The organism is Rhodococcus sp. NPDC060084, assembly GCF_042730335.1.
Lineage (GTDB): Bacteria > Actinomycetota > Actinomycetes > Mycobacteriales > Mycobacteriaceae > Rhodococcus.
In genome coordinates, this window is sequence record NZ_JBHWWX010000016.1 from 1 (window position 1) to 14,071 (window position 14,071).

Below are 14,071 nucleotides of genomic sequence, written 5' to 3' on the forward strand. Positions count from 1 at the left end.
CCCGCGAACTGCTCGCCTAGCGCCCAAAGCTCACTGGAAAGGCGTCGGGTCGCCGGCGCCGATGCGGACTACTTCGGGGTAGTCGTCGGAGAAGTCGACGACGACCAACGTCAGTTCACCCCGAGCCGCGCGACAGCCAGGTCCCGGATCTCGTTCGACTTGATCTTCGCGCTGCCCGTCAAGCTGATCTCGTCCTCGTCGAAGAACAGCACTTCGCGTGGGACCTTGTAGCTTGCGAGTCGCTCCCGCAGGTACGACCGGATCCCGTCGACATCGAGGTCCGCGCCGGAGTGCGCCACGATGCACGAGACGACGACCTCGCCGAGCGTGTCGTGCGGAACGCCGACGGTGCGGGCGACCTTCACCCCGGGATGCGCGACGAGTGCCTCGTCCACCTCGAGCGGTGACACATTCGCGCCGCCGGTCTTGATGATGTCGGTGAGCCGGCCTTCCCAGAACAACCGGCCCGCCTCGTCGAGGTAGCCGCCGTCTCCGGTGTGGAAGAACCCGTGCTCGTCGACGGTCTCACTGAGAGGTGTGCCGACGTATCCGAGCATCAGTGTGGGGCTCTTGACGCAGATTTCGCCCCGCTCGCCGCGTGGCAGAACTGCACCGGTCAGTGGTTCGACAATCTCGATCGTCACGCCGGGCAGTGGTTCACCGCTGCTGCCGGCCGCGACGTCGGCCGGGGTGTTGGCGGGGTAACACGCGCTGATGGTGAATGTTTCGGTGTTGCCGTACGCGTGCCCCGGTTCGTACCACTCGGCGGTCACCGTGGGGTGCCGCGCGACGGGGGTGTTGAAGTCGACATAGAGCAGACTGCTCAGATCGGCACTGTCCCAGTTGGGTGCGCCCACGAGCTGGGCCCACTGGTGTGGCCAGGCGAACGGGAAGTTCACTCGCTCTTTCTCGATGAGATCGAGTGCTTCCACAGGATCGAACGTCGGTTGCAGCACGAGGCAACCGCCGCTGGCGAGGGTGTTGCCCAACGCCATCGCGAAGTTGCCGGACCAGAAGTAGCCGTTGGCCGTCCAGCATCGGATGTTGTGCTCCGGTGCGAATCGGTACATGCGCCGGAAGCGCCACATCTGGATACTCACGCCGCGGTGGGCACTGAGAATCCCCTTCGGCTTGCTCGTCGAACCGGAGGAGAAGAACAGCACGGCGACGTCACTGGGCCGCACAGCCGCCGCGGAGGATTCGACCAGTGCGCGCGGTTGCGCCTCACCGTGGGCCAGGAATTCCTCCCACGACGGGAGCGACGCGACTCCGTCGGGGGAGCCGACCATGGCGACGTACCGCAGAAACGGGTACTTCGCCGACTGCACCACACCGGACGTCGCGGTGCCGATCTGCGGCTCCAGACCGGCCAGGGCAGCGGCGAAATCCGTCTTGAGCACGGTGCGCTCGAACAGCAGCACCGACACTCCCGATGTCTCGAGCATGTAGTCGAGTTCTGCCGGGGTCGAGAAGGTGCTCAGCGTGACGGCGACGCCTCCCGCGAGGGAAGTGCCGAACACCGCCGCGATCCATTCGGGACGGTTCGTCATCAGCACGCCGACGCGGCCGTCCTTGCTCAGTCCGACGGCGCGCAGTGCCCGTGCCACCTCGACGGCACGTTCCCACAGGTCGTCATAGGTCCAGCGTGTGGTGCCGTCCGCGTCGTGCATCACGAGCGCTTCACGGTCGCTGTACAACTCTGTCACTTCGCGCAGGAAACCGGGCAGGGTGAGGGCACCCAGACCGGGTTCTTCGCTGAGCGGAGGTCCCGACACGATCGAAACGGACTCCACCACTTCCGTGTTCGTCCCAGTGCTCATGATGACTCCCTTGTCTGCGGTGCCGTCAGAGCGGCAGCTCGACCTCGGCGGTGGAGGAGACGAGGACGTTGCCGTCCTGATTGGTCAGGCGCAGCTTGATCTGGACGAGAGGGACACCCCACGTGGTGTCGGTCTCCTTGCCGACGACCTCGGCGTCGAAGTACGTGACGTCGCCCTCGAATGCCGGGCCGCGGAAGTCCGACTTGATGTGGCGGACCATGCCTTCGTGCCCTGCCCAGTTGGCGAGGAAGTCGGTGCACCACGCACCCATCGTCGCGCCGTAGCCGTAGGCCCGGGCCATGCCGACCTCGCCGGCTTTCTCGGCGTCGATGTGCCCGCGTGACGGGCCCACGTACAAACCGTCCCGCTTGCGCGGGTCGATCATGGCCCCTTCTTCGTCGAAGCCGAATCCTTCGACCCAGCCCGGATCCTGGTTGATCCACGGATCCTCGACGCCCTCCGGTGCCACCCATTCGAACGTGCCCCAGATGTTGAAGAGGAACGCCCGGTATTCCGTGGTGAACGTGGCGATGCTGTGCGGTCCGATCACGCGGCGGGGGAGGGTGTCGCCGACCTTGACCTCGTCGAAGTGCGGGGACGTGCCCGCCCAGTTGGACAACAGCCATTCGTGGCGCAGGGCCTCGATCTCCAGAAGTTCCTCGTTGGTCCACTTCCTGATCTCGCCGAGCTGATTCTCGTACATGCCACGCTTGGTGGCTTCGGCAGAGAGATAGCGGATCGCGGTGGAACGTTCACGGGCGACCAGGGCGCCGTGCTGATTGGTGTGCGTGGTGTCGCCACGCGAGAACATCGTGGGGCCCGCGAATTTGGTTTCCGTGACCTTGTAGTCGTGGAAGCGGCGATCCTGGAAGAGCTTGTCGCCGGGGCGGACCGGGACGCCGTAGAACCACCATTCCTCGCCGCCGAAGATGAGGTGGCTGTTCGGGATGTAGCCGACGCACGCCGGTGCGGCGCCGTGCCCGAAGTCGAGAGCCACCGCGATGGACTGGGGCGCGACCAGGCCTCCGAACTTGGATTCGCGCGCGAACGTCTCGTTCCAGTGCAGCGGGTTGGGATTGTCCATCGCCATGGCCCACCGCCGAATGTCGGACGTGCTGCACGGATCCCAGAGTTGCCCGCCGCCGACCGGCTTGCCGACGCGGTGTTCCACGTCGGACAGGTCCAGTTCCACGGTTTCCGGCGCTGACGACTTCTTGCTCATCTGTGTTCCCCCGATTATCGATTGACGTCGACGACGATGCGCCCGCGCACCGTGCCGTCCATGAGGTGGTCCGCCGCGGTGATCGCTTCTTCGAGCGATACTTCCCGGGCGATGGCGTCGAGTGCGGTCGCGTCGAGATCGCGGGACAGGCGAGCCCACGCGGTTACCCGCCGCTCACGCGGTGCCATCACGCTGTCGATTCCGAGCAGGGACACGCCGCGCAGGATGAACGGCGCGACCGAGGCCGGGAAATCCATGCCCTGTGCCAGTCCGCAGGCGGCGACGGCACCGCCGTAGCGTGTCTGCGCACACGCGTTCGCGAGTGTATGACTGCCGGCTGTATCGACGACGCCTGCCCAGCGCTCCTTCTGCATAGGCTTGCCGGGGCCGGACAGGTCCGCGCGGTCGACGACGGTGGACGCACCGAGCTGCTGGAGGTAGTCGGCTTCGGACGTCTTTCCGGTCGCGGCCGCCACGGTGAATCCGGCCTTGGTGAGCAGCGCGATCGCGACGCTGCCGACGCCGCCGGTCGCGCCGGTGACGAGGATTTCTCCTTGGTCCGGGGTGATGCCGAAGTTCAGGAGAGCCTCCACGCACAGGCTCGCCGTGTAGCCGGCGGTGCCGATCGCCATCGCTTGCCGGGCTGTGAATTCGTCGGGCAGGGGGACGAGCCAGTCTCCGCGGAGGCGCGCCCGCTGAGCCAGTCCGCCCCAATGGGTTTCGCCGACTCCCCAGCCGTTGAGGACGACCCGGTCTCCCGGCGACCACTCTGCATGGGTGCTGTCGGTGACGACGCCCGCGAGGTCGATTCCGGGGACCATCGGGAACTTGCGCACCACCGGGGATTTGCCGGTAATCGCCAGTGCGTCCTTGAAATTCAGCGTGGAATATTCCACATCGATGGTGACGTCGCCGTCGGGGAGATCGCTGTCCTCGAGGTCCTTCAGGGTCACCGTCTGGCCGGCGTCGCCCTTGTCGATCACTAGTGCCGAAAACATCTGTAGAGACTTCCTTCCTTGGTCCGCCCGTAGTGCGTTCGGACGTTGCACTCCGCCCGCACCGTACTTCAATCATTACAAGGATGGCAATACTTGAATGTTCGGCCTCGACCGGCGATACTCCCTGTGATCGTCGTCACGATGCATCGCGTTCGAGTGTGGGATTCGTTTCTGGCCGGCGAGAGCCGTTACGCACCGAAACCAACCGGATTTCCTGCTCACCGACCCGCGCACCGTGTGCCTCATCCCGGCTGTTCCGTCTCCCTCGAGAGGTTCCCATGTTCCGACACAGACGTTTCCTGCCCGCGGTAGCCGCGGCATGCGCCGCGGCGCTGCTGCTGACCTCGTGTGGCGAGGCGGGTTCCGACGCGGGCGCGTCGACCACCGAGGCCGGCGACCCGGTCGCGGGCGGCTCACTCACCGTCCTGCAGACCGGCGAGCCACGTTCGCTCGATCCTGCGTCCCTGACCAACTATTGGGCGTTCCAGCCCGCCCTCGGCAACGCGCTGTACGGAACACTGATGATCAACGATGTCGAGTCGCTCGACATCGAGTACAAGATGGCCACCGACTTCTCGACCACCGACGGCGGAGCCACGTTCACTCTCGAACTCCGGCCCGACCTCGTGTTCACCGACGGCACTCCGCTCGATGCTGCTGCGGTGAAGTACAACTGGGATCGCCTCGTCGATCCGGCCCTGGGCTCGACGTCCGGCAGATGGGCGGCCCAGATCGCCGAGACGCGTGTCGAAGGTCCGACCACGCTGCAGGTCACGATGAGATCCCCCAACCCGCACTACGCACAGTCCATCGTGGGAAGTTCGCTGAACTGGATCGCGTCGCCGGCAGCATTGGCCAAGGGGCCGGGCGAATTCGATGCGAACCCCGTCGGTGCGGGTCCCTTCACCCTGACATCGTGGACGCGTCAGGACGCGATCGAACTGACCAAGAACCCCGACTACTGGGATGCGCTGAAGCCGTATCTGGACACTCTCACCATCCGGACCGTGAGTGACACGAACCAGCGAGTGAACGCGATGACGACCGGTGCCGCGGATCTGGCGTCCGAAACGAACTGGGCGAGTCTCAACAAGGTCGAAGCCGCAGGGCTGAACACCGAGGTCGTCCCGACGGGTGGTGGGCAGTTCGTGGGCATGAACTTCGCACGCGCTCCCTTCGACGACGCACGTGCACGCCGGGCGGTGTCCCTCGCCGTGGACCTAGACGCGATCAACACGGCCGTCTACAACGACGAGGGTCAGATCCCCGAGACTCTCTTCGAGGAGAGCTCACAGTTCTTCAGTGACATCGCGCTCAAGGAGACCGATCCGGCCGCCGCGCAGAAACTGTTCGACGAGTTGGCCGCCGAAGGCAAACCCGTCTCGTTCACATTCTTGTCCTACCCGACGACGGAGAGCCGGACACTCGGCGAAGCTCTGCAGGCACAGCTGAGCGCGTTCCAGAACGTCGAGGCGAAGGTGGACGTTGTCGACTATGCCCAGGCAACGGCACGCACCGCCGCACGCGACTTCGACATGCTCATTTCGTCGGCCGTCATCCAGGATCCCGACAACCCGCTGTGGCTGGCCTTCCACAAGGACTCGTCCGGCAACACAGTCGGTGTCGACGACGCGGAACTCAATGCAGCACTGGACGCCGGCCGCATCGGTGTGACCGTCGAAGAGCGCACGACGGCCTACGAAACGGTCCAGGAGCGCCTGGCCGAGCTGAATCCGGGCATCTGGTACTACCGCGCGGTGCCCGCAGTCGTGTGGGGAGAGAACGTGCAGGGAGTCGACGTCTACGCACTCGGATCGCCGTTGCCCGAGGAGATCTGGGTCACCGACTAGTTCCCATCGCTACCGCACCGGCGCAGAACCAATGACAGGAGCAAACGAAGTGACAGTGAACTGGCGAAGAATGCCACGTCCATTGCTGGTGGCCGTCGCATCGGTCATGGTGGCGGCCGGTTGCGGTAGCGGCGGGGCGTCGGGGAACGACGGCGCCGGGTCCGACACCCCGGTCCGCGGCGGCGAACTGGTGATGGCCGTCAACGTCGAGGGCCAGACGATGGATCCGGTCTGGTGCGCAACCCACGCGTTCGACCGATGCCTGCCCGTATTCGGAACCCTCCTCCGCTTCGATACCGAGGACGAACAGTTCGTGCCCGCGATGGCCTCGGCGTTCGAGTCGGAGGACGGCATCACCTGGACTCTGACACTGCGCGACGGTGTGCGGTTCAGCGACGGCACACCGTTCGACGCCGACGCCGTCGTCTTCAACTGGGACCGCGTCAAAGACCCCGCGAATCTCTCGCCGTCTGCCCGGATCGCGGCGCCGCTGACCTGGAGGGTGATCGATCCGCTCACGGTCGAGGTGGTTTCGGGCGAACCGAACTACCAGTTGCCGTGGGCGCTCGCGCAGGGGATGGGCATGATCGGGTCACCCACCGCCATCACGCAACTCGGTGCCGACTTCGGCAACGCCCCGATCGGCGCGGGCCCGTTCCTCCTCGAGAAATGGACACGCAACTCCGAGGCCAGGTTCACGGCTAACCCCGAGTACTGGGACGAAGGCGCGCCGTACCTCGACAGCTTCGTCCTGAAGGTGATCGGCCAGGACGATCAGCGCCTCAACGCCTTGCGATCCGGAGAGATCGACATCAACTGGTCGCTGCTCTCCAAGGACGCCAGAGCGGTCGAAGCCGAGGGATTCACGGTCCATGCGCTTCCACTGGTCGGGGGAACGGGACTGAACTTCAATTTCGAGGACCCGGACCTGAAGGACCCGCAACTCCGGCTCGCAGTGCTCAAGACGTTCGACAGCGCGCAGATCAACAGTGCCGTGTACCCCGGCGACGACCCGGTGGACGCATTCCTGTTCCCCGACAGCGCGTATCGCGACGACGACTTGGGCACCTTTCCCGAGAAGAATCTTCCCGAAGCGCAGGCCCTGCTCGACGAGTACCTGGCGAAGACGGGGAAGAGCGACCTCACGTTGCGGTTGAGCACGTTCGCCGGCCTGCCCGCACTCGAGCAGGTCGCCCAGCTCATCCAGTCGCAGGTACAGCAACTCGACGGCGTTCGTGTCGAGATCGACTCGATGGATTACGCAACCCTGCAAGGTGTTCTACGTTCGGGCCGATACCAGATGGGGATCGCCGCGACGTTGTCGCAGCATATGGACGCCATCTACGACACGTTCCACTCGGACGGCACGAACAACATCACCGGGTACTCGAATCCGAAGGTCGACGAGGCTCTCGACGCGAGCCGGGCATCGAAGGATCCGGACGTGGTCGCCGAGGCGTACAAGGTGATCAACGGTGAGATCTCCAACGACGCACCGCTGCGGAACTGGCGCTACCAGACCGGGTACATCTTCACTCCGGGATACGTGCAGGGCCTGGTCCTCACGGGCACTCTCAGCGGCGCAGGGGTCTATCTCGATCGGGCGTGGGTCGACAAGTAATTCTCCACATTGCCGCGGTGTGCGGCGGGCACGGCCGTGATCTACGGCCGCGCCCGCCGCGACTCGGCACACCGAACGAACGGGGTTGATCGAGCGTGGGCGTCATCGTCAGACGAAGTGCGGTACCGATAGGGAACTTCCTGCTGCTGATCTGGATGGTCAGTGTGGCGGTGTTCCTGCTGCTGGAATTGATCCCCGGCGATCCGGTCGACAGTCTGGTTCCACCGGGTGCGAGCGACGAGATGCGCGACATCGCCCGCGCGAGTTACGGTCTCGACGATCCGCTCATGGAGCGGTACCTCTCGTGGATCGGTGGTGTGCTGCAGGGCGATTTCGGGCGCTCGTTCACCACCCAGACGGATGTGCTGGCCTCGATCGCCGAACGTGCTCCGGTATCGCTGGAACTCGCGATCCTGTCCATGTTCGTCGCGCTCGCGGTGTCGATCCCCGTCGGTGTCTGGTCGGCGTACCGCCCCGGGGGCCGTCTGGACCGGGTCGCGACGGCGTTGACCTCTGCGACACTGGCCGTGCCGTCCTTCGTTCTCGGCATCCTCCTCGTGTTCGTCTTCGGCGTGCAACTCGGTCTGCTCCCGACACTCGGCTGGGTGCCGTTCTCCGAGGATCCCGTCGAGCACCTCCTGCACATCGCCCTTCCGGTTCTGACCTTGGCTGCGGGTGAATGTGTGCTGTTCACGAGGCTTCTCAAAGGCGACATGATGGCGACTCTGCAACAGGATCACGTCCTCTCGGCGCGCGCCCGGGGATTGCCCACGTCGCGGATCCTCGTCCGGCACGCGCTGCGGCAGTCGTCCTTCTCGCTCGTCACCGTGTCCGGTGTGGTGATCGGCCGGCTCATCGGGGGCACGGTGATCGTGGAACTGATCTTCTCCCTGCCGGGGATGGGCAGCCTCGTCGTCAATTCGATTCTCTCGCGCGACTTCATCGTGGTGCAGGCGGTCGTGCTGCTCAGCGCGTTGCTCTACCTGTCCATCAATACCGTCGTCGACCTGGCCTACCCGCTGCTCGACCCGAGAGTACGGAAGGTGAGTGCCTCGTGACCGATGTCATCCGGCAGGAGAGTACCGGCACCGCGACGGAACATCTCCCGCCGACCGAAGTCCCTCCCGTTCCCCGGAAGGCCGCGCGCAGACGGGGACGCGATTACGGCGCGGTACTCGGTGCGGTGTGGATCGCTGCCGTGGTCGTCGCCGCTCTGGTCGCGGATTGGCTCCCGATGCCCGACCCCAACGAGATCACCGACGACTTCAGCGCCCCACCTTCGTGGGGATCGCACCTGCTGGGAACCGATTCGCTGGGACGAGACATCTTGTCGCGGTGCATCCACGGTGCCAGGGTGTCGATGGCGGTCGCGATCGGCGGTACCGCTATCGCGATGATCATCGGGGTCGCGGCGGGCATGGTCGCCGGTTATTTCCGTGGAGTGACGGACCGCATCGTGTCGCTTCTCGTCAACTTCCTGCTGTCCTTCCCGGCCCTGATCTTCCTCATCGCGCTGGTGGCCGCTCTCGGTCCGGGCCTGCCGACATTGGTCCTCGGCCTCGCGTTGCTGGGCATCCCGAACTTCGCACGGGTGGCGCGAGCCAACACCATGGCGTTCGCGGAACGTGAATTCGTCATCGCGGCGAAGGCCCTCGGTGCCGGACCGTGGCGTGTGCTGCTGCGGGAGCTACTCGCCAACGTGATGCTTCCGGTCATGTCGCTTGCTCTGGTGGTGATGGCCACTCTTGTGGTCGCAGAAGGCAGCTTGAGCTTCCTGGGACTGGGGGTGCCGCCACCGACGCCGAGCTGGGGCGGGATGCTCGCCGCGGGACGTGAATCACTCAGGGAATACCCGCATCTCGTGCTAATTCCGTCGTTGTTCTTCTTCTTGACCGTGTACTCGTTCAACAAGCTCGGCGACTGGATGCGGGGCCGGATAGGTAGGGAGTCCTCCATATGACCGAGGTAGGGGAGATGACGGCGGACGCCGCCGTCGAGAATTCGGGCGCCGCGTCATCCCGCGGTGCGCTGCTCGAGGTGCGCGGGCTGCGGGTGTGGTTCGATACGCCGCGAGGTCAGGTCAGGGCCGTCGACGGCGTGGACCTGCGCGTCGAAGCGGGACGGACCCTCGGCATCGTCGGCGAGTCGGGTTCCGGAAAATCGGTGCTCTCACGCGCGGTCATGAAGATCCTGGCTCCCAGCGCGCGAGTCCTGCCGGGCAGCGAAATCCTGCTCGACGGCGTCGACCTCGCCACGGTCTCGCCGAAGCGGAACAAGCACCTGTGGGGCGTGGATCTGGCGATGGTCTTCCAGGACCCGATGACCTCACTGACACCGGTCCTCACCATCGGACAGCAACTCACGGAGACACTGCGTTTCCACCTCGGCCTCGACCGCCGGGCAGCGAAGACCGAGGCGATCCGGTTGCTGACGCAAGTCGGCATCCCGGAGCCGGCCACGCGGTTCGGCCGGTATCCGCACCACCTGTCGGGGGGAATGCGGCAGCGGGTGACGATCGCACTGGCAATCGCGTGCTCACCGAAGTTGCTCATCGCCGACGAACCCACCACCGCGCTCGACGTCACCGTGCAGCAACAGATCCTCGATCTGCTCGGCGATCTACAGGCGACGACCGATATGGGCATGATCCTCATCACGCACGATCTCGGAGTCGTGGCAGGACGCACGGATTCCATCGCCGTCATGTATGCGGGAAAGGTCGTCGAGACCGGCCCGACGCGACAGTTGTTCTCCCACATGCGCCACCCCTACACCCGGGCGTTGATGGACGCGATCCCGCGTCTCGGCGATCCGAGCCACACCCGACTGCCGTCCATCCCCGGGCGGCCGCCCACCGTCATCGACCCGCCCGCGGGGTGCAGCTTCGCGCCGAGATGCCCGTCGGCGCAGGCCCGGTGCCTGGTGGACACGCCCCGGCTCGAGGCCGCAGACGACTCACCGCAGCATTCCGCCGCCTGTTTCTATCCACTGGGCACGCCTGCCGGTGACACCGCACGAGAAGCCAACGCCTCCGCCGGTGTGACGGCGGCCGGGACCCGAATCGATTCCAGGGACGTGATCTGATGGCCGGCAGTGGAACTGCGCATCTGCGGGACGACCAGGACGTGGTGCTCAGCGTCCGGAACCTCACCGTCGAATATGCAGGCAAGGGCAACGAGCGGGTCTTCGCGGTCTCGGACGTGAGCTTCGACGCCAGACGAGGAGAGACAGTCGGCCTGGTCGGGGAATCGGGATGCGGTAAGTCGAGCGTGGCGAAGGCGATCCTGCAACTTCCGCCTCCCACATCGGGTTCGGTGGTCGTGGACGGATCCGAGATCGTCGGTCTCAGAGGCTCCGCACTTCGTGCGCACCGCCGGAAGCTGCAGATGATCTTCCAGGATCCGATTTCCTCTCTCAACCCGATGCGCAAGGTCAAGGACATCGTGGCCGAAGGCTTGCGGATCCAGGGCGGCGCGCCGGCAGAGGAAATCGAGTCTCGCACCCGGGCGATGATCGAACGTGTGGGTCTCGACCCGGATACGGCGTCGGATCGGTTGCCCCACGAATTCTCCGGAGGACAGTGCCAGCGCATCTCGATCGCGCGGGCGATGGTTCTCGATCCCGAACTCGTGATCTGCGACGAGCCGGTATCCGCGCTCGACGTGTCCGTGCAGGCCCAGATCATCAACCTGCTCGAAGACATGAAGACCCGGTACAAGCTCACTCTCGTCTTCATCGCGCACGACCTCGCGGTGGTGAAGAACGTGAGCGACCGTGTCGTGGTGATGTATCTCGGCAAGGTGTGTGAGGTCGCAGCGTCCGACGAACTGTTCAGCGCACCCGCGCATCCGTACACGCGCGCTCTGATCAGCGCCGTTCCCGAACCCGATCCCGAGGCGCCGGTGCAACGCACGGCACCGGCCGGAGATATCCCGTCACCTGTCGATCCGCCGAGTGGATGCCGGTTCCGCACCAGGTGCCCGTCGGCCCGGGACACGTGCGCCGCCGAGGAACCGTCGATTCGCGAGATACGTCCGGGCCATTTCGTGGCATGCCATTACCCGGAGGGCGTCTCGTCGGAGACCGACTGTGCCGCGGGGGTCGGCGTCGCTGCCGGACAGCGGGAAGATCAGCGCGCCGTCCACCCGCCGTCCACGACGACGGTCTGACCGGTGACGTAACTACCGGCGTCACCGGCGAGCCACACGATCGCGCCGACGATGTCGTCGGCGGTTCCGTCCTTCGGGAGCGGAGTGTTTCTCCGCAGGTATTCGGAGGCGCGTTCACTGTCGTAGAGCGGCCCGGTGATTTCGCTGCGAAAGAAGCCGGGCGCCACCGTGTTCACCCGGATCGAGTGTCGCGCCCACTGGACGGCGAGCTCGGCCGTCAGACCGGACAGCCCGAGTTTGCTTGCCGCGTAAGAAGCCTGGGGGATACCCGGGACGCCGACTCGTCCACTGATGGACGAGACGTTCACGATGGAGCCGCGTCCGGCAGCGCGCATGTGCGGGAACACGTCCTGTGCGAGGCGGAACGGCGCCAGCAGGTTGAGGTCGAGGGTACGGCGCATCGCGTCGAGCGGTTCCGACTCGGCCCGCTCCTCCGTGAACATGCTTCCGGCTGCATTCACGAGGATTTCGGGGGGTCCGAGTCTCTCGGCGACGGCCGGCACGACTTGTCCGATCGCGTCGAGATCGGTCAGGTCGGCGGCCACCGCGAAGCCGCCGATCCGTTCGGCGAGTTCTTCGAGACGGTCTTTCCGGCGGGCCACGACGGCAACCTCGGCGCCCAGTCCCGCGAGGGTTTCCGCGACGGTCGCGCCGAGTCCGGAGGACGCGCCGGTCACGATCGCGACCCGGCCTTCCAGGCCGAACATTCGTGTGACGATCTCGCTGTTCAACGCCACGGGCGCTCCTCGGGTTCGGGGGTGGATCGATGTACGAGCAGAGTGTCACGTCCGGTCCGGCGCGGGCCGCCGGTGTGCGTCGACGAGTTCGCACAACCCGGCGCGCTGGATCTTGCCCATGGCGTTGACGGGCAGGCAGTCGATCCGGCTCCAGATCTCGGGGACCTTGTACGGGGAGAGTTCACTTCGGCACAACTCGGTGAGCGCGTCGAAATCCGGTTGTTCTGAGGAACTTTCGATGACCGCGGCGACACGCTGGCCGAGCCGGTCGTCCGGCACCGGGTATACCGCGACCTTCGTGACGTCGGGATGGGTGGCGATGACGCGCTCGACCTCGAGCGGGTAGACGTTCGCTCCGCCGCGGATGATGACGAGTTTCTTACGGTCGACGACGGTGAGCCAGCCGTCGGCGTCCACGGTCCCGATGTCGCCGGTCGGGACGTTTCCGGGTTCCGGCGGCCGGATGTTCCCGTCCTCGAGGTAACCGAGCATCGGCGTCCATGCGTGTGCCCAGTGTCCGGTTGTTGCGCCGGTCAGCCGCAGTTCACCCGGCTCACCGGGAGGAAGGCGGCGACCGTCGTCGTCGTACGCGCCGACGTCGTACTGGGGCAGTACCTGTCCGCTCGTTCCGGCTCGCCATGCGGTTCCGGGTGGGTCGATGGACACGACGGTGGGTGCTTCCGTCAGACCGTAGGTGACGCGCGGTATCAGGCCGTGTGCGTCGGCGAAGGATCGGCGCAGGCCGTCGGGGGTGTCGCTGCCGCCGCTCCACACCTCGCGCAGCGAACCGAGATCCAGGTCGGGTCGCGCGGCGAGATCGTAGAGCTGGGCCGGAGCGCCGTTCCATACGGTGACGCGCCGCGAAGAGATCCAGTGTGCGACACCCTCGAGATCGCGCCGGTTCATGATCACGGCGCACCCGCCCGCCTGTGCGGTGAGCAGGGTGGAGAGCACCATGAGATTGAGAATCGTCAGCGGGAAGCTGTCTCCCTTGCGGAGTTCCCGGCCCCAGCCCCGGGTGGCGACCAGCGACGCTCCGGGCAGGAGCAGGTTGCGCTGGCTGTGCACGACGGCTTTCGGCGTCCCGGAAGTCCCGCTGGTGAAGGCGATTCCGGCAGGCTGATCGAGATCGTGGGTGAGGGGCGGGCACTCGTGGCCGGCCGCGAGGAGTTCGGCCCAGCGATCGGGGCCGACGCACCGCGACCCGCCGGCCTTGTACTGGGGTCCGGCGAGCACCACTGTCGGCGCGCAGATGTCGTGCAGGTTCTGTTGTTCTGCGGCGGAGAGTGCTTCGCCGATCCCGGCCCAGACCGCACCGACGCGTTGTGCTCCGTGGAAGGCCGCGACGATGTCGAGGTCGTTGGGCAGGCACGCTGCCACCCGGTCGCCGGGCCGGACACCGAGTGTCCACAATGCCCCCGCGGCGCGTCGGGCCTGGTCGTCGAGTTGGGCGTACGACCACACTCCCGAGGCGGCCTCGATCGCCGGTGCGTCCGGGTGGGACGAAAGGGCGGCGTCGAGCACCGTGTCGATCGTGCCCGAGAGGGCTCTGGTTCTGTCCACCACCCAGTCATACCACTATCCTTGTAAAGATTCATCTGATAGTTTTGCGCCGTTCCCGGAAGGCCCGCGCGCCGGGGAATCCGACCCGACG

11 protein-coding genes are annotated in these 14,071 nt (G+C 65.9%); 6 read left to right on the forward strand and 5 right to left on the reverse strand.

What is annotated here, in order from left to right; all coding sequences use genetic code 11:
- Nucleotides 1-110: 110 nt before the first annotated feature.
- From ACFWBU_RS10995 to ACFWBU_RS11005, 3 genes are read right to left on the reverse strand one after another with little or no spacing between them, the layout of a single operon-like run.
- Nucleotides 111-1,820 (reverse strand): class I adenylate-forming enzyme family protein, encoded by a 1,710-nt coding sequence (locus ACFWBU_RS10995; RefSeq protein WP_378528265.1) that lies wholly within the window; start codon nt 1,818-1,820, stop codon nt 111-113.
- Between the two features lie 25 nt (nt 1,821-1,845).
- The gene (locus tag ACFWBU_RS11000) at nt 1,846-3,042 is read right to left on the reverse strand and encodes a MaoC family dehydratase N-terminal domain-containing protein (protein WP_378528266.1); all 1,197 of its coding nucleotides are present in this window, start codon (nt 3,040-3,042) and stop codon (nt 1,846-1,848) included.
- A 14-nt stretch (nt 3,043-3,056) separates the two neighbouring features.
- The gene (locus ACFWBU_RS11005) at nt 3,057-4,040 is read right to left on the reverse strand and encodes an MDR family oxidoreductase (RefSeq protein WP_296550860.1); all 984 of its coding nucleotides are present in this window, start codon (nt 4,038-4,040) and stop codon (nt 3,057-3,059) included.
- A 278-nt stretch (nt 4,041-4,318) separates the two neighbouring features.
- On the opposite strand from ACFWBU_RS11005, the gene ACFWBU_RS11010 reads away from it, so the two are divergent.
- From ACFWBU_RS11010 to ACFWBU_RS11035, 6 genes are all read left to right on the forward strand, one after another.
- A complete protein-coding gene (locus ACFWBU_RS11010; protein ID WP_378528267.1) occupies nt 4,319-5,890 on the forward strand; it encodes an ABC transporter substrate-binding protein in 1,572 nt (523 codons plus the stop codon).
- Nucleotides 5,891-5,960: 70 nt separating this feature from the next.
- Nucleotides 5,961-7,511 (forward strand): ABC transporter substrate-binding protein, encoded by a 1,551-nt coding sequence (locus tag ACFWBU_RS11015; RefSeq protein WP_296550862.1) that lies wholly within the window; start codon nt 5,961-5,963, stop codon nt 7,509-7,511.
- Between the two features lie 95 nt (nt 7,512-7,606).
- On the forward strand, nt 7,607-8,569 hold the full coding sequence (locus ACFWBU_RS11020; protein WP_296550863.1) for an ABC transporter permease: 963 nt from the start codon (nt 7,607-7,609) through the stop codon (nt 8,567-8,569).
- A complete protein-coding gene (locus ACFWBU_RS11025; RefSeq protein ID WP_296550864.1) occupies nt 8,566-9,471 on the forward strand; it encodes an ABC transporter permease in 906 nt (301 codons plus the stop codon). The genes ACFWBU_RS11020 and ACFWBU_RS11025 overlap by 4 nt, the downstream gene beginning before the upstream one ends.
- Nucleotides 9,468-10,595: an ABC transporter ATP-binding protein gene (locus ACFWBU_RS11030; protein WP_378528268.1), complete on the forward strand. Its 1,128-nt coding sequence runs from the start codon at nt 9,468-9,470 to the stop codon at nt 10,593-10,595. Before ACFWBU_RS11025 ends, ACFWBU_RS11030 begins: the two co-directional genes overlap by 4 nt.
- Nucleotides 10,595-11,680: an ABC transporter ATP-binding protein gene (locus ACFWBU_RS11035; protein ID WP_296550866.1), complete on the forward strand. Its 1,086-nt coding sequence runs from the start codon at nt 10,595-10,597 to the stop codon at nt 11,678-11,680. The genes ACFWBU_RS11030 and ACFWBU_RS11035 overlap by 1 nt, the downstream gene beginning before the upstream one ends.
- Here the strand turns inward: ACFWBU_RS11035 and ACFWBU_RS11040 are convergent.
- Together ACFWBU_RS11040 and ACFWBU_RS11045 are read right to left on the reverse strand one after the other, a co-directional pair.
- Nucleotides 11,641-12,417 carry an SDR family NAD(P)-dependent oxidoreductase gene (locus ACFWBU_RS11040; protein ID WP_378528269.1) on the reverse strand — a complete coding sequence of 259 codons (777 nt, stop codon included), beginning with the start codon at nt 12,415-12,417 and terminating at the stop codon, nt 11,641-11,643. The two genes, ACFWBU_RS11035 and ACFWBU_RS11040, sit on opposite strands and share 40 nt — an antisense overlap.
- 45 nt (nt 12,418-12,462) lie before the next feature.
- On the reverse strand, nt 12,463-13,980 hold the full coding sequence (locus ACFWBU_RS11045; RefSeq protein WP_378528270.1) for a class I adenylate-forming enzyme family protein: 1,518 nt from the start codon (nt 13,978-13,980) through the stop codon (nt 12,463-12,465).
- Between the last annotated feature and the right edge of the window lie 91 nt (nt 13,981-14,071).

Coding starts and splice junctions, on each gene's coding strand:
- ACFWBU_RS10995 (WP_378528265.1), bottom strand. CDS start 1,820: ATGAGCACTGGGACGAACACGGAAGTGGTGGAGTCCGTTTCGATCGTG.
- ACFWBU_RS11015 (WP_296550862.1), top strand. CDS start 5,961: ATGCCACGTCCATTGCTGGTGGCCGTCGCATCGGTCATGGTGGCGGCC.
- ACFWBU_RS11000 (WP_378528266.1), bottom strand. CDS start 3,042: ATGAGCAAGAAGTCGTCAGCGCCGGAAACCGTGGAACTGGACCTGTCC.
- ACFWBU_RS11010 (WP_378528267.1), top strand. CDS start 4,319: ATGTTCCGACACAGACGTTTCCTGCCCGCGGTAGCCGCGGCATGCGCC.
- ACFWBU_RS11005 (WP_296550860.1), bottom strand. CDS start 4,040: ATGTTTTCGGCACTAGTGATCGACAAGGGCGACGCCGGCCAGACGGTG.
- ACFWBU_RS11030 (WP_378528268.1), top strand. CDS start 9,468: ATGACCGAGGTAGGGGAGATGACGGCGGACGCCGCCGTCGAGAATTCG.
- ACFWBU_RS11035 (WP_296550866.1), top strand. CDS start 10,595: ATGGCCGGCAGTGGAACTGCGCATCTGCGGGACGACCAGGACGTGGTG.